21 protein-coding genes are annotated in these 24,983 nt (G+C 74.7%); 11 read left to right on the forward strand and 10 right to left on the reverse strand.

The features are described from left to right. Window positions 1-173: 173 nt before the first annotated feature. Window positions 174-1,307 (forward strand): NUDIX domain-containing protein, encoded by a 1,134-nt coding sequence (locus ACWDBB_RS00655; RefSeq protein ID WP_449787532.1) that lies wholly within the window; start codon window positions 174-176, stop codon window positions 1,305-1,307. Between the two features lie 82 nt (window positions 1,308-1,389). On the opposite strand, the gene ACWDBB_RS00660 is transcribed toward ACWDBB_RS00655, so the two are convergent. The 5 genes from ACWDBB_RS00660 to ACWDBB_RS00680 all read right to left on the reverse strand — a co-directional run bounded on the left by ACWDBB_RS00660 (window position 1,390) and on the right by ACWDBB_RS00680 (window position 5,019). After that, the gene (locus ACWDBB_RS00660) at window positions 1,390-1,764 is read right to left on the reverse strand and encodes a hypothetical protein (protein ID WP_449787533.1); all 375 of its coding nucleotides are present in this window, start codon (window positions 1,762-1,764) and stop codon (window positions 1,390-1,392) included. 64 nt (window positions 1,765-1,828) lie between these two features. Then, complete coding sequence (locus tag ACWDBB_RS00665) at window positions 1,829-2,224, reverse strand: roadblock/LC7 domain-containing protein (RefSeq protein ID WP_449787534.1); 396 nt, start codon at window positions 2,222-2,224, stop codon at window positions 1,829-1,831. An 82-nt stretch (window positions 2,225-2,306) separates the two neighbouring features. Next, window positions 2,307-3,470: a hypothetical protein gene (locus ACWDBB_RS00670; protein ID WP_449787535.1), complete on the reverse strand. Its 1,164-nt coding sequence runs from the start codon at window positions 3,468-3,470 to the stop codon at window positions 2,307-2,309. A 4-nt stretch (window positions 3,471-3,474) separates the two neighbouring features. After that, window positions 3,475-3,858: a hypothetical protein gene (locus ACWDBB_RS00675; protein WP_449787536.1), complete on the reverse strand. Its 384-nt coding sequence runs from the start codon at window positions 3,856-3,858 to the stop codon at window positions 3,475-3,477. A gap of 501 nt (window positions 3,859-4,359) precedes the next feature. Beyond that, on the reverse strand, window positions 4,360-5,019 hold the full coding sequence (locus ACWDBB_RS00680) for a TetR/AcrR family transcriptional regulator C-terminal domain-containing protein (RefSeq protein WP_449787537.1): 660 nt from the start codon (window positions 5,017-5,019) through the stop codon (window positions 4,360-4,362). 205 nt (window positions 5,020-5,224) lie between these two features. Here ACWDBB_RS00680 and ACWDBB_RS00685 point away from each other — a divergent pair, with 205 nt between their 5' ends. Together ACWDBB_RS00685 and ACWDBB_RS00690 are read left to right on the forward strand one after the other, a co-directional pair. Beyond that, window positions 5,225-6,898, forward strand: a complete 1,674-nt coding sequence (locus tag ACWDBB_RS00685; protein ID WP_449787538.1) for an amidohydrolase — start codon at window positions 5,225-5,227, stop codon at window positions 6,896-6,898. Between the two features lie 188 nt (window positions 6,899-7,086). Continuing rightward, the gene (locus ACWDBB_RS00690; protein ID WP_449787539.1) at window positions 7,087-8,625 is read left to right on the forward strand and encodes an APC family permease; all 1,539 of its coding nucleotides are present in this window, start codon (window positions 7,087-7,089) and stop codon (window positions 8,623-8,625) included. A gap of 83 nt (window positions 8,626-8,708) precedes the next feature. Here the strand turns inward: ACWDBB_RS00690 and ACWDBB_RS00695 are convergent, their stop codons facing one another. From ACWDBB_RS00695 to ACWDBB_RS00705, 3 genes are all read right to left on the reverse strand, one after another. After that, complete coding sequence (locus ACWDBB_RS00695; protein WP_449787540.1) at window positions 8,709-9,716, reverse strand: LLM class flavin-dependent oxidoreductase; 1,008 nt, start codon at window positions 9,714-9,716, stop codon at window positions 8,709-8,711. 125 nt (window positions 9,717-9,841) lie between these two features. Then, complete coding sequence (locus ACWDBB_RS00700) at window positions 9,842-10,519, reverse strand: DUF2269 domain-containing protein (protein WP_449787541.1); 678 nt, start codon at window positions 10,517-10,519, stop codon at window positions 9,842-9,844. A gap of 158 nt (window positions 10,520-10,677) precedes the next feature. Then, window positions 10,678-11,871 (reverse strand): peptidoglycan-binding protein, encoded by a 1,194-nt coding sequence (locus tag ACWDBB_RS00705; RefSeq protein ID WP_449787542.1) that lies wholly within the window; start codon window positions 11,869-11,871, stop codon window positions 10,678-10,680. 788 nt (window positions 11,872-12,659) lie between these two features. On the opposite strand from ACWDBB_RS00705, the gene ACWDBB_RS00710 reads away from it, so the two are divergent. From ACWDBB_RS00710 to ACWDBB_RS00745, 8 genes are all read left to right on the forward strand, one after another. Further along, window positions 12,660-14,687, forward strand: coding sequence for an AMP-binding protein (locus ACWDBB_RS00710; RefSeq protein ID WP_449787543.1), 2,028 nt, complete (start codon window positions 12,660-12,662; stop codon window positions 14,685-14,687). Between the two features lie 88 nt (window positions 14,688-14,775). Further along, the gene (locus ACWDBB_RS00715; RefSeq protein WP_449787544.1) at window positions 14,776-17,151 is read left to right on the forward strand and encodes an oxidoreductase; all 2,376 of its coding nucleotides are present in this window, start codon (window positions 14,776-14,778) and stop codon (window positions 17,149-17,151) included. A 9-nt stretch (window positions 17,152-17,160) separates the two neighbouring features. Further along, window positions 17,161-18,132 carry a carbon-nitrogen hydrolase family protein gene (locus ACWDBB_RS00720; RefSeq protein ID WP_449787545.1) on the forward strand — a complete coding sequence of 324 codons (972 nt, stop codon included), beginning with the start codon at window positions 17,161-17,163 and terminating at the stop codon, window positions 18,130-18,132. Beyond that, window positions 18,129-19,328, forward strand: coding sequence for a cupin domain-containing protein (locus tag ACWDBB_RS00725; protein ID WP_449787546.1), 1,200 nt, complete (start codon window positions 18,129-18,131; stop codon window positions 19,326-19,328). Before ACWDBB_RS00720 ends, ACWDBB_RS00725 begins: the two co-directional genes overlap by 4 nt. Window positions 19,329-19,345: 17 nt before the next feature. Beyond that, window positions 19,346-20,257 carry a fumarylacetoacetate hydrolase family protein gene (locus ACWDBB_RS00730; protein WP_449787547.1) on the forward strand — a complete coding sequence of 304 codons (912 nt, stop codon included), beginning with the start codon at window positions 19,346-19,348 and terminating at the stop codon, window positions 20,255-20,257. 31 nt (window positions 20,258-20,288) lie between these two features. Then, entirely contained in the window at window positions 20,289-21,041 is a 753-nt protein-coding gene (locus tag ACWDBB_RS00735; RefSeq protein WP_449787548.1) for a maleate cis-trans isomerase family protein, read from the forward strand. 176 nt (window positions 21,042-21,217) lie between these two features. Then, complete coding sequence (locus ACWDBB_RS00740; protein WP_449787549.1) at window positions 21,218-22,060, forward strand: PaaX family transcriptional regulator; 843 nt, start codon at window positions 21,218-21,220, stop codon at window positions 22,058-22,060. Continuing rightward, a complete protein-coding gene (locus tag ACWDBB_RS00745; protein ID WP_449787550.1) occupies window positions 22,057-23,676 on the forward strand; it encodes an amidohydrolase in 1,620 nt (539 codons plus the stop codon). The genes ACWDBB_RS00740 and ACWDBB_RS00745 overlap by 4 nt, the downstream gene beginning before the upstream one ends. 7 nt (window positions 23,677-23,683) lie before the next feature. Here the strand turns inward: ACWDBB_RS00745 and ACWDBB_RS00750 are convergent, their stop codons facing one another. Next, window positions 23,684-24,202 carry a universal stress protein gene (locus ACWDBB_RS00750; RefSeq protein WP_449787551.1) on the reverse strand — a complete coding sequence of 173 codons (519 nt, stop codon included), beginning with the start codon at window positions 24,200-24,202 and terminating at the stop codon, window positions 23,684-23,686. A gap of 95 nt (window positions 24,203-24,297) precedes the next feature. Then, window positions 24,298-24,981 carry a hypothetical protein gene (locus tag ACWDBB_RS00755; RefSeq protein WP_449787552.1) on the reverse strand — a complete coding sequence of 228 codons (684 nt, stop codon included), beginning with the start codon at window positions 24,979-24,981 and terminating at the stop codon, window positions 24,298-24,300. Between the last annotated feature and the right edge of the window lie 2 nt (window positions 24,982-24,983).

Here is a 24,983-nt window from a genome sequence, read left to right on the forward strand (position 1 = left end):
TGCTTCGCGGGCCGTCTGCTCGTCGAGCCGCCCGCCTGCGTCGAGGGGCCGGGCGTGTCCCGGCCGTGAACCCCGGGTCGCCCGATCGTGGTGGTCGGGGGTGCCGTCGGGTGGGAACCATCGGGGTGGCCCGGGTGGTCGTGTCCGGGGAGGGTGCGGCGGAGGGAGTCAGGGTGGAGAGCGCGGGTGCGGGCGGCCGGGAGGTCATGGCGGCGGCGGGGGTGCTGTTCCCGGACGCGGCGGGGCGAGTGCTGGTGGTGCGGCTGCCGTACGACCGGAAGCATCCGGTGGCGATCCCGGGAGGCGGCTGGGAGCCGGCCGACCGGTCGCCCCGGGAGACCGCGCTGCGGGAGATCCGCGAGGAGTTGGGCTTCACGCCCCGGCTGGGGCCGCTGGCCGGCGTGGACTGGGCGCTACTGCGGGACGGCGACCGACCGATCGTGGTGTACCTGTACTGGGCCGAGCCGCTGACGTCCGAACAGGTCGCGGCGTTCCGGCCGGACGCGGCGGAGGTCGGCGGCTGGACCTGGCTGACGACGGAGCAGGCCGGGCACGCGCTGCCGCCACGGCTGTCGCGCCGGATGACGGCCTGTCTGCGGGCGCCGCGCGAGGCCTGGCCGCTGGAAATGGAGGACAGCCGGCCGGTCGGGCACACGCTCGGCTGGCTGCCCGCCGACGGTCCGGTACCCGCGTACGCCGGGCTGGCCGCCGCCCCCGGGCTGACGCCGTCGGCCGAGGAGCGGCCGGAGCCGCCGATGGACCGGGACACCTACTACGCCACCCGGCCCCGCATCCGGGCGAAGGCGCGGGCGCTGTTCACCGACGACGCCGGCCGGGTGCTGCTGGTGCGGCTGCGGCCGTGGGACGGGCCGCGCGGGCGGGTCCCGTACTGGACGCTGCCGGGCGGCGGGGTCGAGGCGGACCGGGAGATGCCCCGGGCGGCGGCCCGGCGGGAGATCCGCGAGGAACTCGGCTGGGAGGTCGAGCCGGGGCCGCTGCTGGCACTGGACTGGCAGCCGGGTGCGGCGGCCGACCCGAAGGCGGACCCGGCGACCGGCCGGGACACCGCCGTCCTGGTGTACGTGTACGACGGGGGCACGGTGACGGAGCGGATGCTCGGTTCGATCGTGCTGCCGGAGGCCGAGCTGGTGGAGTGGCGGCTCTGCGATCCGGCCGAGGCGCGGACCCTACTGACCGGCCCCTCCTGGGACCGCACGGCCGCCGCGCTGGCCGCCCGGGAGCGGCCGGGCGGGCCGGTCGAGCTCGTGCGCGGACGGGCCGTGGAGCCGGACCCGCCCCGGGGGTGAGGACTGACGGAGGGGACCCCGGCGGGCCTGAGCCGCCGGGGTCTCGTCCGGTCCGGAGGTCCGACCCGCCGGGAGCGGTGCGTCAGACCTCCAGATCGGCCTCGATCCGGCTCAGCTGGTGGCGGGCCATCGCGAGGTTGGCGCGCGACTTGTCCAGGGCGAGGTAGAGGAACAGGCCCTTGCCGGTGCGGCCGGTGAGCGGGCGGATCAGGTGGTACTGGCTGGTGAGGGTGATCAGAATGTCCTCGATCCCGTCCTGGAGGCCGAGCATGTCCATGGTGCGCATCTTGGCGCGGACCACGTCGGTGTTCCCGGCGGCGGCGACGTTGAGGTCCAGGCCGCCGGGGCCGTCGAGGGTGGCCAGCGCCATGCCGCTGTTGTAGTCCACCAGGGCTGCGCCGATGGCGCCCTCGATGCTGGTCATGGCCTGCTTGAGCGCGCCGGCTGCGTCGGTCATCTGGGTAACTCCCGTTCGATGGTGGGTGGTTCGGGTGGGTTATGGCGGCGGTGGTCGGCCCGGGTCAGCCCGCTTCGCGCGGGTCCTTGGGCACGAGGGCTTCGTTGAGCAGCCCCGCGATGCGCTGCGCGCTGCGGCGGGCCTCGAGGTGCAGTCGGCCGACGTTGACATCGGGGTGCGCCAGCAGGGTCAGCACGCAGCTGCCGCCGGCCGCGTACGTGGCGACGTAGCCGTTCTCACCGCGCACCAGCGACTCGCGGAACTCGCCCTGGCCGGTGGTGTCGGCGAGCCGCTGGGCCAGCGAGAGCGAGGCCGCCGTCATCGCGGCCAGTCCGGAGGGTTCGGTGCCGTGGGTGTCGTGCGCGATCAACAGGCCGTCCACGCTGGCGACCAGCCCACCCGCGAGGTGCGGGACGCGGTGTTTGACGGCACGCAGTTCGGCGAGCAACTCGCTCTCCAAGGCGATCAGTTGTCTCCTTCCGACACGCTGTTTGAGGGCCCGCCTCATGGCCGGAAGAACGGGGTCGCGGGCGGGGAGTGGGTCAAAGTCGGGCCTCCAGAAGGTTTCGGACCCGGGTCAGCAGCGCGATGTCCGGGTCGGGGACGGCCAGCGGGTGGGCCGCTGCCGCGGTGGGCGGGCGTTCGGAGCGTGTGGGGGCGTCGGGGGTGGCGTGGCTCCCGGCTTCGGCCCCGGCGTGGGTCCCGGTGCGGGGTGCGGCGGGTGCGGGCGCGAATCCGGGTGTGGCCGTGACCGGGGCGCCGGGGAGTCCGGCACCCCGCAGGCTGGCGCCGGGGACCCTTCGGTGCAGCCCTCCGGCCGGTCTGCTTGCGACCGGCGGGCCGACTCCGGCCGCAGGTAAGGCTATTGACGGATCGTCGCGCAGCGGGGCCGCCTTCGGCACGTCGGCCGGGTGCGCGCCCTCCGGGTGCGCAGCGGCCGGGTGCGCAGCGGCCGCTTGGCGCGAGGCGCCCGGCGGACGCTGGACGTCGGGCGGCCGCTGCGCGTCCAGCAGTCCGGCGGCGGCCAGTCGGCGGACGTCGGCCGTCACGCCGAAGCCGGAGCGGCCGAGCAGTCGGGCCAGGTCCGCCGGGGTCCTGCGGCCGTCGGCGTGGTCCAGCAGCTCGCAGCGCCGGCGGCCGGAGGGGCGATGGGACGGCCGGCGGCCGTGCACGGCCGGTCGGACGGGCGCGGTGTCGAGCTGCCCCCCGGGCCAGATCCCGTCGAGGAGTCGGCGTCGGCGCTCGACCTCACGGCGGATCCGGGCGGCGGCGACCTGGGCGACCGGTCCGAGCCAGTGCCTGGCGTCGGCCTCGAACCGCCAGACGCCGCCGCCCGGGTCGGCGAGGACGAAGAAGGCGGCGTCGAACAGCGTTCCCAGGTGGCCGAGTTCGAGCTCTCCCCGGGTGAGCAGCCGCCGCTCGACGAGCGCGTCGCCGACCGTGGCGCGTGGGCCGTGGACCCGGAGCAGCTCCGTCCAGTCCTCGGGGGTGATCCGGCCGCAGCCGGTGAGCAGGTCGGCCAGGCCGGGCGCCCGGGGGGATTCGGCGGCGGTCACCTGGCCGTCGACCAGGTGGAGGCTGCCGAGCGGCCCGTGGAGGGCACCGGTGACGCGGCGGTCGGCGAGCAGGGTGAGTGCCTCGCCCGGGGTCCTCGGGGTGGCGGTTTCCAGCGGGGGCGGCGGCACGGTGCCGGTTGCGGCGGTCACGCGCTCACCCCAGCACCAGTTCCTCGGTGAGCGCCTGGAGGCGGAAGCGGGCGGCGGCGAGGTTGCCCTCCGCCCGGTCCAGCCAGAGGTGCAGGACGAGCCTGCTGTCGAAGACGGTGTCGATGAAGCGGATCAGGTGGTAACTGCTGCCGGCGGTGACGATGATGTCCTCCAGCGGGGCCCGCCGGTCCTCCGCCGCGGTGAAGGTCTGGCTCTCGACGGCCGCCCGGACCAGGTCGGTTGCCTCGGCGGCTGAGGTCTCGTGCTCTCCGGTCGGGCTGTCGCCGAGGCTCCCGAGGGCGAGCCCGCTGCTCCAGTCGACCAGGCTCGCGGCGCGGGCCCCGGGGATCGCCATCGCTCCGGAGAGGCATTCGTCGATACCGGGCACACCGGCTCCTTCGCGGGGTCTGGGCGGCCGGGCACGGCGCCGACCGATTCACCACCAGCAGTGGCTACTTCGACACGGAAGGCTACTGCCGGATTCCGTACGACGAACATTCCAATGGCATATTCACATCAGTAGAGACCAGTTCCGGCCAAGAACTGAGGTGGCATCAGAACGGGTCGGACGGCCGCGCCACTGGTGGACCGGGACCGTTGGGGCACCGTTCATCGGCCACCTGGCACGGCACCTTGGCCGACATCGAGCCCCGAGAGAGGGTTTCGAGCCTGAAAGTGCGATAAGAGGACATGGCCTTGGGGTGCGAACACGACGAAGGGGCCCGTTCCGCTGGACGGAACGAGCCCCTTCGATGGGAGCGCCAGGCCCGGATCGCACGGACTCTCCCTACTGAAAGTAGGGCGTGCTCTGGTAGCACCGCTGACGCCTGTTCGAGATCCGTTTCCCGGAAGGTCACTTCCTCTCGACGGGAGGAACACTAGCAGGTCATCACGCCTGGTCAGAAATCCCGGCCGGGGCGCCCGGACCGGCCTGAAGCGGTCGGTCCAGCAGCGCCCGGTAGCCCTCGACCAGCGCGGTGAGCCCGAGCCCGAAGGCCCGGTCGGCGCGCTCGCGCCCGGCGGGGACGGCGTCCAGGGCCCCGGCCAGTCGCGGGGTGGCGGCGCGGTCGACGGCGTCGACCATGACGTCCGGGGCGACGAGGTCCAGCGCCGAGCCCAGGATGAAGCTCTCCAGGGCGGTGATCAGGCCCATCACGTCCTGGGCGGCGAAGCCCGCGTCCTCCAGGGTGGCGACGGCCCGCTCGTACAGCTCGTGCATGAACGATTCGGCAAGCGGCGCGGTAGCCAGCAGCCGGACGATCCCGGGGTGTTCGGCGAAGGCGTCCCGATACGCGTGCGCCCAGGTGCGCAGCGCGGCGTCCCAGGGCTGGTCCCACACCGACTGCTCGCCGATCGTGCGCACCAGCTCGGCGCGCATCAGGGCGACGATCTCGGCCCGGCCGGCCACGTGGTGGTAGAGCGCGGACGGGCTCACCTTGAGCGCACCGGCCAGCGCGGGGATGGTGAGGTCCCCCGCCTCGTCGACCAGCCGGAGCGCGGTGTCCACGATGCGCTGCCGGTCCAGCAGGGGTGTGCGCGGCCTGGGCATGCCCGGCTCCTCACCTTCGGGGTCGCCGAGCCGCCCGTCGGCCCCGGCAGACCAAGATCGTCGTTATCCAAGCGTTACTGAACGGCTTTCAGTAAAACCCTTCCGCACCCGCCGGTGCCGCGCCTACGGTAACCGAACCCCATTCGGTTAGGCAGGCCGCGCACCCGTCGGCCCGCCCTGCCCCGGAGAGGACGCACACCCCCGCATGCGTGCCGAAACGATCTTCACCGGCGGCCGGATCCACACCGGTGACCCCGCCCTCCCCCGCACCCACGCCCTCGCCGTCAGCGCGGGGCGGATCGCCGCCCTCGGCGACGCCGCCCTCGCCCTGCGCGACGAAGGCACCGAGACCGTCGACCTCGGCGGCGGCGCCCTGCTGCCCTCCTTCGGCGACGGCCACGTCCACCCGCTGCTCGGCGGCATCGGCCTGCGCGGCGTGCCGGTCCGCGACTGCACCAGCCTGGAGCAGGTCGTGGCGGCCGTCCGCGACTGGGCGCAGCGCCACCCCGAGGCCGAGTGGATCACCGGCGACGCCGTGGACCCGTGGCTGGCCGAGGGCGGACTGTTCGACGCCCGGCTGCTCGACGCCGCCGTCCCGGACCGGCCGGTGCTGCTGCGCACCATGGACCACCACACCGGCTGGGCCAACAGCGAGGCGCTGCGCCGGGCCGGGTACGGGCCGGACACGCCCGAGCCGGTGGGCGGCGAGATCGTCCGCCGGCCGGACGGCAGCCCGCTCGGCACCCTGCGCGAGTTCGGCGCGCTCAACCCCGTCCTCGCGCTCGTCCCGCCACCGCCGTTGGCCGAACAGGTCACCGCGCTGCGGGAGACCACCGCCGCGCTCGCCGCCGCCGGACTCACCTGGCTCCAGGACGCCTGGGTCGAGCCCGCGCAGGTGGACACCTGGCTGGCGGCCGTCGCCGGGGAGGGCCTGCCGGTCCGGGCCGGGCTCGCCCTGCTGCTCGAACCGGACGGCTGGCGCGAGCGGCTCCCCCGCCTGGCCGCCGACCGCGACCGGGTCGAGGCCGCCGGACGCGGGCAACTCACCGCGCGGGCGGTCAAGTTCTTCGCCGACGGCGTCATCGAGTCCGGGACGGCCGCGCTGCTGGAGCCGTACAGCGACTGCCCGCACTCCCACGGCGTCGCCAACTGGACCGGCGCCGAGCTGGCGGACGCCGTCACCGCCGTGGACGCGCTGGGCTTCCAGCCGCACATCCACGCGATCGGCGACCGCGGTGTGCGGATCGCGCTGGACGCCGTCGAGGCCGCCGTCCGCCGCAACGGCACGCGCGCCCGCCGGCCGGTGATCGCCCACGTCCAGCTGGTCCACCCGGACGACCTGCCGCGCTTCGCCGAACTCGGCGTGATCGCCAACTTCGAGCCGCTGTGGGCACAGACCGACCCGCTGATGACCGAGCTGACCCTGCCCCGGATCGGCCAGGAGCGCGGCTCCCGGCAGTACCGGATCGCCGCCCTGCTGCGCGACGGCGCCCGGGTCTCCTTCGGCAGCGACTGGCCGGTCACCCGCTACGAACCACTGGCCGGGCTGGCCACCGCCGTCACCCGGCAGACCCCGGACGGCCTGCCCGACGGCGGCTGGCTGCCCGAGGAGCGGATCGGGCTCCCCGAGGCGCTGGCGGCGTACTCGGCGGGCGTGGCGCACCAGGCCTTCGAGGAGACCGAGTGGGGTGTGCTGCGGCCGGGCATGCGGGCCGACCTGGTGCACCTGGCCACCGACCCCTACGCGGTGCCGGCCGGCGAGCTGGCCTCGATCGAGGTGGCCGGCACCTGGCTCGGCGGGCGGCGCACCCACGGTGGGCCGCCCGGTGGCGACCGCGGCCGCGGCCGCTCGACGGGCTCCACGCGCGAGAGCCGCTGAGGCGTCCCGTTCGCCCGGCCGTCCGGCCGCGTACCCGCTCCGACGGGCTCGCGACCGGTTCCGGCTGGTTCCGACTGGTTCCGGCCGTCCCCCACGGTGGCCGTGCCTCGTTCCCCGGTCGGCGGCCGACGCCCCGTCCGCCGCCGACCGTCCCACCCCCGTTCGTACGACCCCAGGAGAGCTCCCCCATGACCCCGCCCTCCGACGCGGCCTCCTCCTCCGCACTCCGTCCGCCCGGCTCCGCTGCTCCCAACGCCTCATCCGCCGCCGCACCAGACCCGGCCGGTTCGGCCGGGTCGCCCGGCGGGCTGGGGCGCGGGGTGCTCGGCACCGGCGACATCGTCTTCTTCGTCGTGGCCGCCGCCGCGCCGCTGACCGTGATGGCCGGCGTGGCGCCGTTCGCGATCTCCTTCGGCGGCATCGGCGCGCCGGTCGCCTACCTGGCCACCGGGGTGGTGCTGGCGCTCTTCGCGGTCGGGTTCACCGCCATGACCGCGCACATCCGCAACGCGGGCGCCTTCTACGCCTATGTCACCCGCGGCCTCGGCCGGGCGGCCGGACTGGGCGCGGCACTGCTCGCGGTGCTCTCGTACAACGCGATCCAGATCGGCATGTTCGGCGCCTTCGGGTTCTTCGCCCACACCACGGCCGCCGACCTGCTCGGGCTGGACCTGCCCTGGCCGGTCTGGGCGCTGCTCGGGGTCGCGGTGGTCTGGTTCCTCGGCTTGCGCTCGATAGACCTCGGGGCCAAGGTGCTCGGGGCGCTGCTGATCGCCGAGACCGGCATCCTGCTGGTGCTCGCGGTGGCGGTGCTGGTCAAGGGCGGGGCGCACGGGCTGAGCCTGTCCTCGTTCGCCCCGGAGCACGTGTTCTCCGGCGGGATGGGCGGGGTGCTCGGGCTCTCCTTCGCCGCCTTCATCGGCTTCGAGGCCACCGCGATCTACCGCGAGGAGGCCCGGCAGCCGCACCGGACCGTGCCACGCGCGACCTACGCCGCGATCGCCTTCCTCGGCCTCTTCTACACCTTCGTCACCTGGATGATCGTGCAGGCGTTCGGCGACGCCGAGGCCGTCACGACCGCCACCGCCGACCCGGCCGGGATGTTCTTCACCGCGATGACCGACTACGTCGGCGGCTGGGCGACGGACGTGCAGCGGGTGCTGATCGTCACCAGCCTGCTCGCGGCGCTGCTCGCCTTCCACAACACCATCACCCGGTACGGCTACGCGCTGGCCGCCGAGGGGGCCGCCCCGGCCGCGCTCGGCCGGATCCACCCGCGCCACGGCTCGCCGTGGATCGGCGGCATCGCGCAGTCGGTGCTGGCGGCGGTGGCCGTCGGGGTGGCGGCGCTGGTCGGCGCGGACCCGTACAACCAGTTCTTCCTCTGGGTGAACTCCCCCGGGGTGGTCGGCATCCTGGTGCTCCAGGCGCTGGCGGGCCTCGCGGTGTTCGCCTTCTTCCGCCGCGAGCGGGCGGCCGCCGCGAGCACCGGGGCGTTCCGTACCGTCGTGGCGCCGCTGGCCGCCACGGTGCTGCTGTGCGGGGCCACGGGGCTGGTGGTGTGGCGGCTCGACCTGTTCACCGGCGCCGGACCGGAGGTCAACTGGCCGCTGGTCGCGATCGTGCCGGTGGTGTTCCTGACCGGCGTCGGGATCGCGTTGCGGCTGCGGGCCCGCCGGCCCGAGGTGTACGCGCGGCTCGGCACGAGCGAGGTCGACGCGGGCTGAGCGGCGGGCGGCTGTCGGGTGGCGGGTGAGCGGGGTCCGGGGGTCCGGGGCCCGGTGAGGCCCCGGTTCGCCCCGGGCCCCGCTCAGGCCTGGCCGACGGCTTCGGCGAGGAGCCGGTACGAGTCGAGCAGCGCGGTGCGGTCGTAGGTGCTGGTGGTGACCAGGAACTCGTCCGCCCCGCTGCGCTCGACCAGCGCCGCCAGCTCGGCGGCGGCCTGCTCCGGGGTGCCCACGATGTGGCCCTTGGACGACTGCTCGAACGCGGCCCGCTCCCGGGCGGTCATCTCCCGGGCCAGGATCTCGGCGGCGGGGGCCAGTGGCGGGAACTCCCCGTGGGTGCGGGAGTACGCCCCCGACCAGGCCTCCGGGACGAGCAGCTCACGCGCCCGCTCGGCCGTCTCGGCGACGGCCACCGTGCCCGAGACCACCACGTACGGCTCGGCGGCCTGCGCGGAGGGGCGGAACCGGCTGCGGTAGCGGTCGATCGCCGCGAGCATCCGCTCCTTCCCGCGCGGGGCGGCGACCACCAGCGGCAGCCCGGCCTCGGCGGCCAGGTCGGCGCCCTCGCCGGTGGCCAGGACGAAGGCCGGGACGTGCAGGCCCTCGGCGGGCCGGGCGTGGACTCCGCGGTGCGCCTGCTGCGAGCCGTCGAAGTAGCCGAGCAACTCGGCCAGCTGGGCACCGAAGCCGTCCGCGGCGTCCTTCTCCCGCCCCAGCGCCCGCCGGACACCGTCGGTGAAGCCCACCGAGCGCCCGAGCCCCATGTCGATCCGCCCCGGGAACAGCGCGGCCAGCACCCCGAACTGCTCGGCCACCACCAGCGGCTGATGGTTGGGCAGCATCACCCCGCCGGTGCCGACCCTGATCCGTGTGGTGGCCGCCGCCACCGCCGCGGCGAGCACGGTGGGCGCCGATCCGGCCGCCCCCGGCACGCCGTGGTGCTCGGACACCCAGAACCGGTGGTAGCCGAGCTGCTCCGCCTCCCGGGCGAAGGCCACCGTGTCCCGCAGTGCCTGGGCCGGCTCCTGGCCTTGTCTGGTCCGGGAGCGGTCGAGCACGGAGAGCCTGATCGTGGGCACGGCACTGGTCACTCGACGGACAACGCCCGCCCGCCGCACGGGCATTCCCGAACAGCCGGGCCGGGGCCGACACCGACTGCCGGAGCCGGGGCGAAGACCGAAGGTCGGAGCCGAGACCGAGACCGAAGGCCGGCCGGTCAGGCGCCCGCCCCGGGTATTCGGCCCGGGCGGGGATGCGCGGGCTCGACCCCGGTGCCGGCCCCGGCTCCGCCCCCGGCCGTGACCTTGCGGCGGCCCCAGGGCTTGTACACCGAGAGGACCACGCTGACCAGGTAGAGCGTCAACGCCACCGCCGGAACGATCACCGTGTTGTAGCGGACGAAGCCGAGGTCCGCCACCGTGATCGGGCCGGTCGGATGCGCGTCCGCCACCCGCACCGCGTCGTGCAGCCGGTCGGGGAGGGCGAGGACGGAGGCCGTCACCGCCCCGAGCGTCAGCCAGAACTTGGCGCTCACCCAGTGGTACCGGAACAGCCCCCAGGGCGTGCCGAGCCCGAGCACCACCCCGCTCAGGAAGGTGAGCAGGCTCAGCGGCAGGATCAGCGTGTCGCCGAGCAGGCCCATCGCCCGGTAGGCGGTGCGCAGCCGCTCGGCATCCCCGGCCGTCAGCGCCGTCACCGCCAGGGTGAGCAGGCAGAGCATCAGCGCCAGCCAGCTCACCGAAGCGACGACGTGCAGGATGACCAGTGGTTTGCGCGCCGCCGGCGGCAGGCGGCGGCCCGCGGACGCGGACGCGGACACGGGCACGGGCACGGATGCCGCCCCGGCCTGTGGCGTCGGCTCGGACGCCGGGACGGCGCCGGTGGGCGAGCGCACGGGTACCTCCTTCGAGTCGGGGTCACGAGGACGGCCCCAGGCTCTCCCGTCCGCGCCTCATCAGGCATCTGACGGTGGAAGTAACCTCGCCTACTCCCAGGCGAGTACGCGCCCCCGACGGCAGCGGCGCCGCGCCTCCCCCGGGAGCAGCGCCGCTCTCAGTCGACCACCGCGAACCCCTGTGCCGCGCCGAGCCGGTTCAGCGAGGCCTGCCCGGGAATCCCGTCCGCCGCGCCCGCCTCGTACCCGCACCGCCGCTGCCAGGCCGCGTACGCGGAGACCGTCCGGCTGCCGAACGAGCCGTCCACCCACCGCTGGTCGAGCAGCCCCTCGTCGACGAGCGCCTGCTCCACGATCGCCGCCTCGGGCCCGTACGTCAGGTGCCCCTGCTCGGCTCCCGGGTCGGTGCGGGCGGCCGCGATCACGTGGGACACCGAGACCGTCCGCGGGCCGGGCAGGTAGCCGAGCAGCCGGCGCAGCGAGCCCTCGCCCGGGACGCCGTCCGCCGCCTGCCCGGAGTAGCCCAGACTCCTTTGGTAGTCCGCGTAGTTGTCGGTGTCCGCGTCCGTCCATTCCGGGCCGGGGCCGGAGCGGTAGTGGTCGCCGAAGCCGTGCGAGACCAGCGCCCGCCCGACCACCGTCACCTGGTAGCCCCGGGCGCCGTAGCCGTACGGCAGGCCGTTGATGCTGACCTGGTAGCGGGCGGGCGTGGCCGGGGGCACCGGGTGCTGCTGCGAGGGCGGGTCGTCCGGGAAGCCGGGCCCGGCGGTGAAGTCGGGCCAGGAGCCGGGGTCGGTGTGGTCGTTGTAGGGCACGTGGGCGTGCGCGTACCAGCCTCCGAAGGCCTCCCAGGCCCGCTCGTCACGGTGGCCGGAGAAGTCGGTCGGCCGGCCCATCGGCCAGATGTCGGGCACGCCCCAGGAGGAGATCCAGGCGTGGATCCGGTTCCAGCCCGCGCAGGGGGTGTCGACCAGCCGCGGGTAGACGCGGCCCTGGTAGCGGCAGTAGGGGAAGAACACCGCCTCGATCTGGATCACCACCCGCCCGGCCCGGTTGGTGCGGGTGGGGCTCTGGGCGGGGCTGAGCAGGCTCTTCGAGCGGGAGTCGGCCGGGAACAACTGCGCCGTGCGGCCGCTGAACGGGTCCCAGACCAGGTGCGGCGCGTCACCGGCGCCGCTGCCGGTGAAGTAGCCGACCAGGTCCTCGTAGGGGCACCATTCCTGCGGCGCCGTGGCGGTCGCGTTGCGGTCCCAGGTGATGTGGGCGATGGCCTTCGGCGGGTACTGCTGATCGGTCGGCGCGTGGTCGCCGAGGTCGTGGATCTCGGCTCCGGGCAGCCACAGGTCGGGCATGACGGGCTCCTCCGAACGGCGTAACGGCATCACCTCCGGTATCGGCAGCCGGGGCTCGCGGATTGACCCCGACGGCGTGATGCCCGGCGGTGAACCCCCGGCGCCCGTAGGGCCGTTCGACTCGACGGGGGACATTCGCCCCCGCGTGCGATTCGAGCGCCCGTGCGGGGGCACCCGGTCGCCCGGAAGGGGGCGCGTTCCACCCCCGGCGGGGCCTCGCTGTCAATCCTTGACCTCACAAGTGGTCTGGTCCACGGTTGTCCGGCGGACCGGTCCGAGCTTGCACAAGGGGTCCTCGTGTGCGCCCAACCGGCCTTTGCCGAAGGGAATCTGACGAAACCGACGGAGACGCGCGGCGCACCTGCGCAACGACGACTTCGACTACCAGGTCGTCGACGGCCGGAAGACGGCCGGAAGATGTTCCCGATCCACCACGAGCTGCTCTCGATCGGCCGGCCGGCGAGGCGGTAGCCGTGATCCGGGTGGGCAGCGTGCCGCTGCTCGTACGCGTCGAGGCTCCTGGCACCGACCTCGACACGGCCGGGCCCCTCGGACTCGCCCGGTCGGCAGCCGAGCGCGCCCGGCAGGCACAGGAGGGGGAGCTGCCCGATTCCTCCCGGCCGACGGCGACCCGACGGGACCGACCGGAGCCGCGGCCGGCCCGGGCCCGCCAAGCGCCGACTGCCGGGCAGCGGGCCGTCGCCCGAATGCATGTATCGGTCTCTTGACTGGCGTCACCGACGCGCGATACTGGGCTCACTCCCAGCTCGCACAACGAGGTGCCGCCCATGGAGCTCTCACCCTCGGCGCACGTGGACACGTTCTGTCGAGACCACCTCCCACCCTTCGAGCAGTGGCCCGAACTCCTCTTCGAAATCCCCGAGTTGGCGTATCCCGACCGTCTGAACTGCGCCGCCGCCCTGCTCGACGACACCATCGAAAGCCTCGGACCCGACCGCCCCTGCCTGCTCACCGCCACCGAGCGGTGGACCTACGGCGAACTGCGCGACCACGCCGACCGGATCGCCCGCCTGCTGACCGAGGACCTCGGCCTCGTCCCCGGCAACCGGGTTCTGCTGCGCGGCCCCAACACCCCCTGGCTGGCGGCCTGTTGGCTCGGCGTACTGAAGGCCGGCGCAGTGGCCGTCACCACGGTGCCGCTGTTGCGCGCCGCCGAGCTGACCGAGCTGCACGACATCGCCGGGCCCGTCCTCGCCCTGTGCGACCACCGCTTCCTGGACGAGCTGCACCGGGCGCGGACGCCCGGCCTGCACGTCCTCGGCTACGGCGGCACCGGCCCCGAGGACCTCACCGCCCGCTGCGCCGCGAAGCCCGCCGGATTCCCCGCCGTCCCCACCGCCGCCGACGACGTCGCGCTGATCGCCTTCACCTCCGGCACCACCGGCCGCCCCAAGGCCACCCTGCACTTCCACCGCGACGTGCTCGCCATCGCCGACACCTTCTCCCGCCACCTGCTCCGCCCCACCCCCGAGGACCTCTTCACCGGCACGCCGCCGCTCGGCTTCACCTTCGGCCTGGGCGGCCTGCTGGTGTTCCCGCTGCGGGCCGGGGCCGCCAGTCTGCTGCTGGAGCAGGCCACCCCCGAGCAGCTCGCCGAGCAGGTCCGGCGCCACGGGGTGAGCGTGCTGTTCACCGCGCCGACCGCCTACCGGGCGATCCTCGCCGCCGGGCTGGCCGACCGGCTGGCCGGGGTGCGGCACTGCGTCTCGGCGGGCGAGCCGCTGTCCGCCGCCCTCTGGCAGGCCTTCCACGCGGCCACCGGGCAGCGGCTGATCGACGGCATCGGTGCCACCGAGCTGCTGCACGTGTTCGTCTCGGCCGCCGGCCAGGACATCCGCCCCGGCTCCACCGGCCGGCCCGTCCCCGGGTTCCGGGCCGCGGTGCTGGACGGGCAGGGCCGCCCGGTGCCGGACGGCGAGCCCGGGCTGCTCGCCGTCAAGGGCCCGACCGGCTGCCGCTACCTGGACGACGAGCGCCAGCTGGACTACGTCCGCGGCGGCTGGAACCTCACCGGCGACACCTACGTCCGGGACCACGACGGCTACTTCTGGTTCCGGGCGCGCGACGACGACATGATCGTCTCGGCCGGTTACAACATCGCCGGGCCCGAGGTGGAGCACGCGCTGGCCGCCCACCCCGACGTGGCCGACTGCGCGGTGGTCGGCGCGCCGGACGAGCGGCGCGGCACGGTGGTCAAGGCGTACGTGGTGCTGCGTGCGGGCGTGCCGGCCGGGCCCGAGACGGCGCGCGGGCTCCAGGAGCACGTCAAACGCACCATCGCACCGTACAAGTACCCGCGGGCGGTCGAGTTCGTGCCCGAGCTGCCGCGCACCGCGACCGGCAAGCTGCACCGCGCCGAGCTGCGCCGACGGGCCGCGCGGACTCCCGCCAGTGTCAGCATCGAGCGGCGGGTGGAGTGGTTCGACACCGACGCCGCCGGGCACTACCACTTCTCCGCCGTGCAGCGCTGGGCCGAGGCGGCGGAGGCGGCCCTGCTGCGCCGGCTGGGGCTGGCCGACCTGTTCGGGCGGATCCCCCGGGTGCACTTCGAGGCCGACTACCGCGAACGGCTCTGGTTCGGCGACCTCGTCCGCACCGAGCTGCGGGTGGACCGGGTCGGCGGATCCTCGCTGCACTACGCCTTCGAGGTGCACGGTCCGCACGGGCTGGCCGCGAGCGGACGGATGTCGGTGGTGCACTCGGCACCGCACGACGGGGGCGCCCAGCCGTGGCCCGCGCAGGTCCGCCGGACGCTGGCGGAGGCCGGGCCGCAGCGGCCGGAGGTGGTCGCATGAGCCCCCGGGCAGCCACGAGCCAGGAACCGGCCACCAGCCCCGAGGCGGCCACAAACCCCGACGCGGCCACCAGCCCCGAGGCAGAGACATGACCGCGGCACGCGACCGCGCCCGGATCGCGGTGGTCGGCGCCGGCCCCGGCGGGCTCTACTTCGCCGCCCTGGCCAAGCAGTCGGCGCCCGACCGGGAGATCACCGTCTTCGAACGGGACGCCCGGGACGACGAGTCCGGCTTCGGCGTGGTCTTCTCCGACGAGACCCTAGACGGCATCGCCCGGGCCGACCCGCGCGTCTTCGCCGCGATCAGCGCCGAGTTCGCCCGCTGGAGCGACATCGACATCCGCTACGCGGGCGAGGTCCGCACCAGCGGCGGCCACGGCTTCGCCGCCCTGGACCGCAACCGGCTGCGCGCCATCCTGCAACAGCGCTGCGCCGAGCTGGCGGTGGACGTGCGCTACCGCACCCCCGCCCCGCCGGTGGACCGGCTCTGCGCCGAGTACGACCTGGTGGTGGCCGCCGACGGCATCCGCTCCGGCACCAGGGCCGCGTATCCGCAGAGCTTCCGCCCCGACCTGGACGAGCGCCACTGCCGCTACATGTGGCTCGCCACCGACAAGGTCTTCGAGGCCTTCACCTTCATCGTCGAGCGGTTCGACTTCGGCGTCCTCCAGGTGCACGCCTACCCGTACAGCGCCACCCGCTCGACCTTCATCGTCGAGGCGGCCGCGGACTCCTGGCGCCGTGCGGGCTTCGAGGCGCTCGCCGCGCGGGAGCAGGCGCGCGGCGAGAGCGACCTGGCGAGCGTGCGGCGCTGCGCGGAGCTGTTCGCCGGGCACCTGGACGGCCACCGGCTGATCCCCAACGCCTCCCGCTGGATCCGCTTCACCACGGTGCGGAACGCGAGTTGGCGCCACCGCAACGTGGTCCTGCTCGGCGACGCCGCGCACTCCGCGCACTTCTCGATCGGCTCGGGCACCAAGCTCGCCCTGGAGGACGCCCTCGCCCTGGCCGCCGCGCTGGGTGAACAGCCCACCCTGGACGAGGCCCTGGCCGCCTACGAGGCCGAGCGGCGCCCGGTGGTGGAGTCCACCCAGCGTGCCGCGCAGGCCAGTCTGGAGTGGTTCGAGACCATCGGGCGGCGTGTCGGCCAGGGCCCCGACCAGTTCGCCTTCAACCTGCTCACCCGCAGCCGGCGGGTCACCTACGGCAACCTGCGGGCCCGCGACCCCGCCTTCGTGGACGCCGTGGACACCGCCCTCGGCGGCGCGCCCGGGGTGCCGCCGATGTTCCGGCCGCTGGAACTGGGCGCGTTGGAGCTGCGCAACCGCGTCGTGGTGCCCCCGCTCGCCACCTACACCTCCCCCGACGCGCTGCCCAGCGACTTCGACCGCGCCCAGCTGACCGGCCACGCGCTCGGCGGCGCGGGGCTGGTGCTCGCCGGAATGACGGCGGTCTGCCCCGAGGGCCGGGCCACCGACCGCAGTCCGGGCCTGTGGACCGACCGCCAGGAGGGCGCCTGGCGTCAACTCGTGGACGCGGTAAGGGCGGTGAGCAACACTCCGCTCGGCATCCAGCTGACCCACGCCGGACGCCGGGGCGCGACCGACACCCCCGGGCCGGACGGCGTCGGGCGCCCGCTCGCCGACGGCTGGCCGCTGATCGCCCCCTCGGCCATCCCCTGGGACCCGGACAGCCCGGTGCCGCACGAGGCCAACGACATCCAACTGGCCGCCGTCACCGCGGACTTCGCGGCCGCCGCCGAGCGGGCCGCGCGGGCCGGCTTCGACGTGCTGGAGCTCCAGTTCGGCCACGGCCACCTGCTCTCCTCCTTCCTCTCCCCGCTCACCAACCACCGCACCGACCGCTACGGCGGCCCGCTCTCCCACCGGCTGCGGCTGCCGCTGGAGGTGCTGACGGCCGTGCGCGCCGTCTGGCCCGCCGGCCGGCCGCTGCTGGTGCGGATCTCGGCGAGCGACTGGGCGCCCGGCGGCACCACCGAGGAAGAGGCCGTGGCGATCTGCCGCGCGCTCGCCGGGGCCGGGGCCGACGCGCTGGACGTCTCCACCGGCGAGGTGGTGTCGCACCAGCGGCCGCCGTACGGGCGCGGCTACCAGACGCCCTTCGCCGAGCTGATCCGCGCCGCCACCGGAGTGCCGACCATCGCGGTCGGCGCGATCTCCGGCTTCGACGACGCCGATTCCGTGCTGCTGGCCGGACGGGCCGACCTGGTCGCGGTCGGCCGCGCCCAGCTGTACGACCCGCTCTGGACGCTGCACGCCGCCGCCGAGCAGGGCTACACCGGGCCGGGCGCCCGCTGGCCGGAGCCCTGGCGAGCGGGCAGCCGCAAGCCGCCGGGCCCGAACGCCGACCGGGTCGCCCCGCACCTGCGGCTGCTGCGCGAGCCGTCCCCGCCCGTCCACCGCCGCTGGTCACCGCCCCGTCCCGACGACGCCCCCGAGGAGTGACGAGGAACCATGCCGCAGCTGCCCCGCTTCACCGCCGCCGCCGTCCAGGCCGCCCCGGTCTACCTGGACCCGGCCGCCACCGTCGACAAGGCCGTCGCGCTGATCCACGAGGCGGCCGGGCACGGCGCCGAACTGGTGGTCTTCCCCGAGGTCTTCGTGCCCGGCTACCCGTACTGGAACTGGACGATGAACCCGGTGCAGGGCTCGCCCTGGTTCGAGCGCCTGTACCGGGCCGCCGTGGACGTTCCCGGCCCGTACGTCGACACCCTGCGGGCCGCCGCCCGGCAGGCCGGCGTGGTGCTGGTGATCGGGGTCAACGAGCGCGGCGGCCCCGGCCTCGGACTGCTGCACAACACCCTGCTGACCATCGACGCGGACGGCGAACTGCTCGGTGCGCACCGCAAACTGGTGCCGACCTGGGCCGAGAAGCTGACCTGGGGGCAGGGCGACGGCAGCACGCTCACGGTGCACCCCACCGCCGTCGGCCCGCTCGGCGCGCTGGCCTGCGGCGAGAACACCAACCCGCTGGCCCGCTTCGCCCTGCTGGCGCAGGGCGAACTGGTCCACGTCGCCTGCTACATCGCGCTGCCGGTGGGCCCCGAGGACTACGACATGGCGGACTCGATCGCGCTGCGCACCGCCGCGCACTGCTTCGAGGGCAAGGTGTTCTCCGTGGTCTCCTGCTCCACCGTCTCGCCCGAGATCGTGGACCTGATCGCCGGCGACGACCCGCAGGTCCGCAAGCAGCTCGCCCGGCCGCACAGCGCCCTGTCCGGGATCTTCGGCCCGGACGGCCGCCCGGTCACCGAGCCGCTGGTGGACGAGGAGGGCGTCGTCTACGCCGAGATCGACCTCGGCCGCTGCGTCCAGCCCAAGCAGATGCACGACATCGTCGGCCACTACAACCGCTTCGACGTCTTCCGGCTGCACGTGGACAACCGTCCGCTGCGGCCGCTGGTGCTCCCCGAGGAGGAGGCATGACCAGCACCGACCCCACCTCCGGGCCCGTCACCGCGAGCGCCCCCGAACCCCTCGTCGAGCGCGCCCCCGCCCGTGACGACGACCGTGACGATATCCACGACGACGACCGGATCGGCCGGGCCAGGGTCACCGACAGCCCCGAACTGCTGGCCTACTACGAGGAGTTGGCGGAGCACCAGGCCGGCGCCCTGTGGACGGTCGCCAACGAGATCGAGCCCTGGTACCCCCAGCCGCGGTCCGTCCCGGTGCTCTGGCGCTACGCCGACCTCCGTCCGCTGGTGCGCAAGGCGCTGCCGCTGGTGAAGGCCGACGACGCCGGGCGCCGGGTGGTGATGCTGGTGAACCCCGGCCGCCGCGAACTGAGCGCCGCTGTCGGCCTGTTGTACACCGGACTGCAGATCATGGGCCCCGGCGAGGCGATGACCGCGCACCGCCACCAGGCCTCCGCCCTGCGCTTCGTCCACGAGGGCACCGGCGCCTGGACCGTCGTGGACGGGCAGAAGCTCAAGGTCGGCCCGCGCGACTTCGCGATCACTCCGAACAACACCTGGCACGAGCACGGCAACGAAGCCGACGACGCCCCGGTGATCTGGCAGGACGGCCTGGACATCCCGCTGGTCAACACCCTCGACGCCAACTTCTACGAGGTCCACCCGGAGCTGTACCAGCGGCCCGGACCGGTCGTCAACTCCTCGCTGCTCAGCCACGGCGGCAACCTGCTGCCGTACGGCGTCGAGAAGTGGACCCGGCCCTACTCGCCGCTGCTCGGCTGGCCCTGGGAGCCCAGCTACGAGGCGCTGTGCCGGCTCGCCCGCGCCACGGAGGGATCGCCCTACGACGGCGTGATCATGGAGTACACCAACCCCGTCACCGGCGGGCCGGTGATGCCGACCATGTCCGCCCACCTGCAGCTGCTGCGCCCGGGCCAGGCCACCCGCGCCCACCGGCACACCGGCTCGGTGGTGTACACCGCGGCCAAGGGGCGCGGCGTCTCGGTGATCGCCGGACGGCGCTTCGAGTGGCGGCAGGGGGACGTCTTCGTCGTCCCGTCCTGGGCCTGGCACGAACACGCGAACCTCGACCAGGGCGAGGACGCCTGCCTGTTCTCCTTCAACGACTTCCCGGTGATGCACTCGCTCGGCCTGCACCGCGAGGAGGCCCACCCGGACGGGCAGCAGCCCACCACCACCGCCTGACCAGGAGCCCCGCCACCATGCACCTGCTGACCTTCCGCACCGACGACGCCGACGGCACCGACGGCACCGACACTCCCCGTCTCGGCGCCCGGATCGACGGCGACCGGGTCGCCGACCTGACCGCCCTCGCCACCGCCGCCGGGGCCCAACTGCCCCCCGACCTCCTCGGGTTGATCCGCGCCGGGGAGCCGGCCCTGGCCACCGCCCGCCGGCTGCTCGCCGGGGCCCCCGCCACCAGGCCGCTCGCCGAGGTCTCGCTGTGCGCGCCGCTGCGCCCCGGCAAGATCGTCGGTGTCGGCCTCAACTACGTGGAGCACGTGGCGGAGTCGCACCGCACCCTGGACACCGACCGCGAACTGCCCGACCGCCCGGTGCTGTTCGGCAAGCCCTCGACCGCCGTCACCGGCCCGGGCGGGCCCATCCCGCACAACGCCGCCCTCACCAAGCAGCTCGACTGGGAGTGCGAACTCGCCGTGGTGATCGGCGCACCGGCCTTCCGGGTCGCCGAGGAGGACGCGCTGCGGCACGTCTTCGGCTACAGCATCGTCAACGACATCAGCGCCCGCGACCAGCGCCGCTCCGGCCAGTGGTTCTTCTCCAAGGGCCAGGACGGCTACGCCCCCTTCGGCCCGGTCGTGGTGACCGCCGACGAGATCCCCGACCCGCAGCGGCTCGACCTCTCGCTGAAGGTCAACGGCGAGCTGCGGCAGGACTCCAACACCCGCCACATGCTGTTCGGCGTCGCCCGGCTGATCGCCGACATCTCCTCCGGCGTCACCCTGGAACCGGGCGACGTGATCGCCACCGGCTCCCCCTCGGGCGTCGGCGCCGGGATGGTGCCCCCGCAGTTCCTCCAGCCCGGAGACCTGGTCGAGGCCACCATCGAGCGGATCGGCACGCTCGCCAACCCGGTGATCGACGCCCGCTGACCCGCCCCGGACCGGAAGGAGCACCCACCCGATGACCACCTACCGGATCGGCCAGATCGTCCCGAGTTCCAACGTCACCATGGAGACCGAGGTCCCCGCGCTGCTGCGGGCCCGCGAGGCGGTCGCGCCCGAGCGGTTCACCTTCCACTCCAGCCGGATGCGGATGACCAGGGTCACCCCCGAGCAACTGCGGGCCATGGACGGCGAGTCCGACCGCTGCGCCGCCGAGCTGTCGGACGCCCGGGTGGATGTGATCGGCTACGCCTGCCTGGTCGCCGTGATGGCCACCGGCCCCGGCTACCACCGCCAGGCCGAGCGGCGGCTGCACCTGCGCACCGTCCGGAACGGCGCCCCCGCGCCCGTGGTCACCAGCGCCGGCGCGCTCGTCGCCGGGCTGCACGAACTCGGGGCCGCGAAGGTCGCGATGGTCACCCCGTACCTGCGCCCGCTGGCCCGCACGGTGGTCGAGTACCTCGCCGCGGAGGGCATCGAGGTGCTCGACCACGCCGCCCTGGAGATCGCCGACAACCTCGACGTGGCCGCCCACGACCCGGCCCGGCTCCCCGCGATCGCCCGCGCGCTCGCGTACACCGAGGCGGACGCCGTGGTGCTCTCGGCCTGCGTGCAGATGCCGTCCCTGTCCGCCGTCGAGGAGGCCGAGCAGCAGCTGGGCAAGCCGGTGGTCTCGGCCGCGGTCTGCACCGCCCACCAGCTCCTGCGGGCCCTCGGCCTGCCCGCCTTCGCGCCCGGGGCCGGGCACCTGCTCTCCGGCGCCCACGCGTAGCGGGTGTGTCCGGCGGCACCGGTCGCGAGCGCGGGGCCGGTCGCCGGACACCCCTTGGCAGACCCGCTCCGCCGTTCCCGCCCGATCGGCGGAGACGGCGAAGACCGGCAAGACACCGCCCAGGACCCGCAGCCTCGTTATGATCGCCACCAGTCGCCGGGGAGGAGGGCCCGCGCATGTCCGAGCACACACCCCGGCCGAGCTCCCTGATCCACACCGTCTACGGCGAGTTCGTCCGCCGCCTCGGCGGCTGGATATCCATCGCCGACCTGATCGCCCTGCTGGCCGAACTGGACGTCGACGGCCCGGCCGTCCGCTCGGCGACCTCCCGGCTGAAGAAGGCCGGCACCCTGCTCCAGGAGCGCCGCGGGGGGACGGGGTACCGGCTCGCCGGGGCGATGGAGCCGGTCTTCGAGGAGGGCGACCGGCGGATCTTCCACAGCCTGGAGCCCGCCGTGCTCGCCGACGGCTGGGTGGTGGCGGTCTTCTCGGTGCCCGAGTCCGCCCGCGCCCACCGCCACCAGCTGCGCTCGCGGCTGAGCTGGCTCGGCTTCGGCAACGCCGCCCCCGGGGTCTGGCTGGCGCCCGCCCGGCTGCTGCCGGACGCCCGTCGGCTGCTGGACCGGCTCGGGCTGAGCGCCTACGTCCACCTGTTCCTCTCCGCCGAGTACGCCGGCTTCGCCGATCCCCGTACCGCGGTGGCGGGCTGGTGGGACCTCCCCGCGATCGAGGCGCAGTACGCGGCCTTCTCCGACGCCTGGCGCCCGGCCGCCGAGAAGCTGCGCGGACGGCCCTCGATCGATCCGGCCGAGGCGTTCCGCGACTACGTGTCGATGCTCACCCGGTGGCGCCGGCTGCCGTACCTCGACCCCGGGCTGCCGGCGCAGCTGCTGCCCGCCGACTGGAACGCGGTGCCGGCCCGCGCGGTGTTCACCGAGTTGCACGGACTACTCGCCGAGCCCAGCCTTCGGTACGTGGAGAAGGTCACCGGGCTGTCCCGTTCCCAGGAGCCGCGATGACCGACCCCGCCCCCGCCGACCTGCTGATCCGCGCCGCCGCCGTGCACACCCTGGTGCCCGGCGAGCCGCCCCGCCGGGCGCTCGCCGTCACCGGCGGGCGGATCACCGCCCTCTCCCCCGCGCCCGACGGGCTGGACGCCCTGATCGGCCCGGGCACCGAGGTGCTGGACGCCCCGGGCTCGACCGTGCTGCCCGCCTTCGACGACACCCACACCCATCTGATCCTGGCCGGGCACAGCGTCCACGGCGTGCCGGTGCACCGGGCCCGCGATCTCGCCGGGTTCCTCGACCTGATCCGCGAGCGCGCCGCCCGCACCCCCGCCGGGGAGTGGATCCACACCACGGTCAACTGGCAGGAGATCCTGCTGGCCGAGCAACGGATGCCCACCACCGGGGAGTTGGACACGGCCACCGCCGACCACCCGGTCCTGGTGCGCCGCGGCGCGTACAACATGGTGCTGAACTCGGCGGCGCTGCGGCTGGCCGGGATCACCGAGGCCACCGAGGCGCCGCCGGGCGGTGTGATCGAGCGCGACGAGCGGGGCCGGCTCACCGGGCGGCTGATCAACCGGGCGGTCGAGCTGGTCGAGCGGGTGGTGCCGCGCCCCTCCCTCACGGAGCGGATCGAGGGCCTGCGCGCCGCCTCCGCCGATTTCGCCGCCACCGGGATCGGCACCGTCCGCGACTGCCTGGTGCCGGCCGAGGACCTCGACGTGCTGGACGCCGCCCGGGCCGAGGGCGCGCTGGCCGTCCGCGTCCGGGCGCTGGTCTCCGGCTTCGCCGCCCGGACACCGGAGCAGGTGGACGCACTGCTGGACCGGATGGACGACTGGCGGGCCGCCGGCCAGGACGACGACCGACTGCGGCTCTGGGGCGTCAAGTTCGGCATCGACGGAGGTTTCGAGGCGGCCGCGGTGGAGGAACCGTACCGGGGGCAGCCGTGTTACCACGGCCGGCTGCTCTGGGAGCCGGCCGAGCTGCTCGCGGCGGTGGAACGGGTGGTCGGGCGGGGCCGGCGGGTGGGCGTGCACGCCTGGGGTGACCGTGGACTGCGCGTCCTGCTGGACGTCTTCGATCAGGTGGTCGCCCGCCACCCCGGCCTGCCGCCCGGCACGCTGGTGGTCGAGCACGGCGGTCTGGCCCGGCCGGAGCTGCGGGCCCGGGCGATCGCCCTCGGCATCCCGGTGACGGTCCAGCACCCGCTGCTGCACGACGGCGCGCTCACCCAGCAGCGGGCCTGGGGCGAGGAGCGCACCGCCGCGGTCTTCCCGCTGCGCGAGTGGCTGGACGAGGGCGCGCTGATCACCGGCGGCTCGGACTTCCCGGTCGGCCCGTACGGCGCGATGGTGTCGGTGTGGGGCATGACCACCCGTGGCACGACGGCCGGGGTGGTCGGCCCGGAGCACGCGATCGGCCGGTCCGAGGCGGTCGCACTGCACACCGTGAACGCGGCCCGGCTGACCGGCGAGAGTGCGGTGCGCGGCAGCCTGCGGCCGGGGGCGTTCGCCGACCTCACGGTGTGGCCGGTCGATCCGCTGGACTGCCCGGTGGACGCGCTGCGCGAGCTGCGGCCCACCCGGACGATCGTCGACGGGCGGACCACCCACCGGAGTTGACGGACCGTCAGGCTGCCGCGAGCTCCCGCAGGTCGATGCCGCGGTGCAGCGCGCGCAGGTCCTCGTGCAGCGTGGACGGCGGGACGGTGAGCACCCCGCAGCGGGCCCGGCTCAGGCAGCGCCGGGTGACCGAGCGGCGCGCCAGCCTGCGCAGCCCGACCCGCAGGCCGCCCTGCTCGCCGGTGCTGACCACCAGCAGGTCTCCCGGACGGTCGGCGAGCCCGGTCAGCACCGCCGCGGCCTCGCCGCGCACGACCAGCGGCCGCACCGGCACGCCGATCGGCAGGCCGCCGAAGGCCTGCTCCAGCACGTCCGCCATCCGCGCCTCGGCGAGCTCCTGCCAGGCGCGCAGCAGCGGCGGGCAGGGCCGGGCGCGGTAGCTGCGCTCGCCACCGACCGGCGTCCAGGCGAGCACCGGCACCAGGACGGCCTGCCGGGCCCGAGCCTCCTCGGCCGCCCGGTGCAGGGCCGTCAGGCTGTGCAGTGAACCGCTGACTCCGACGATGACGCGGGCGCCGTCCGACATGATCCTTCACTTTCCGATGTCAAAGCTCTTCAATGTCTGCGATTAGGCTGCCACATTCCCGGTTTGACCTGCAAATCGAAGGCATTCACTGAATATCACCTTGCATAGCCCGGCATATTCATGCCCTGACCCGGCCCACCCCGACCCGACCCGCCCCGGTCCGACCCGCCCTGACCCCGGCCGCCCTGACGCCGGCCGTCCATCGGGCGGACCTCCTGGAGCAGCCCCCAGGTGAAGTCGGCCTCGCACGGACGCGGCCGCCCGTCGGCGTCCGGTGCCGCGAAGTCCAGCCGGAACCTGGTCGGCGCGCTCCCCTCGCGCGGCACGGCCGGCGGGAACGCGGCCCCGACGTCACCCACCACACAGCTCCACGGCACGAGGTCGGCCAGGGTGCGCAGCGCGGGGGCCGGCGCATCCGCCGCCCGCACCAGCCACTCGTTGAGCAGCGGCCCGCCGATCTCCGCCGGGCCGAGCAGGATCTCGAAGCGCAGCTCGGGCCAGAGCGGCAGCGTCCACTGCCGGGCGACACAGGCGAGGTCCCCGATCCGGCGCGGGGCGCTCGCCTCGGCCGGCCCGAGCACGGCGGCGTAGCGGGCGGCGCCGCGCGGGAACCGAGGGGCGCGGACCATCGCCTGCCAGCGCTTGTTGGCCTCGCGCATCGACGCCCGGGTGGCGCCGAGCCGACGCACCGCCTCCTCGACCAGCCCGGGCTGGAAGTCGGCCATCCTGCGCAGCAGTACCAGCTGGAACTCGGTGACCCCGAAGCCGTTGATCGCCATAC

Source organism: Kitasatospora sp. NPDC001095, assembly GCF_053598615.1.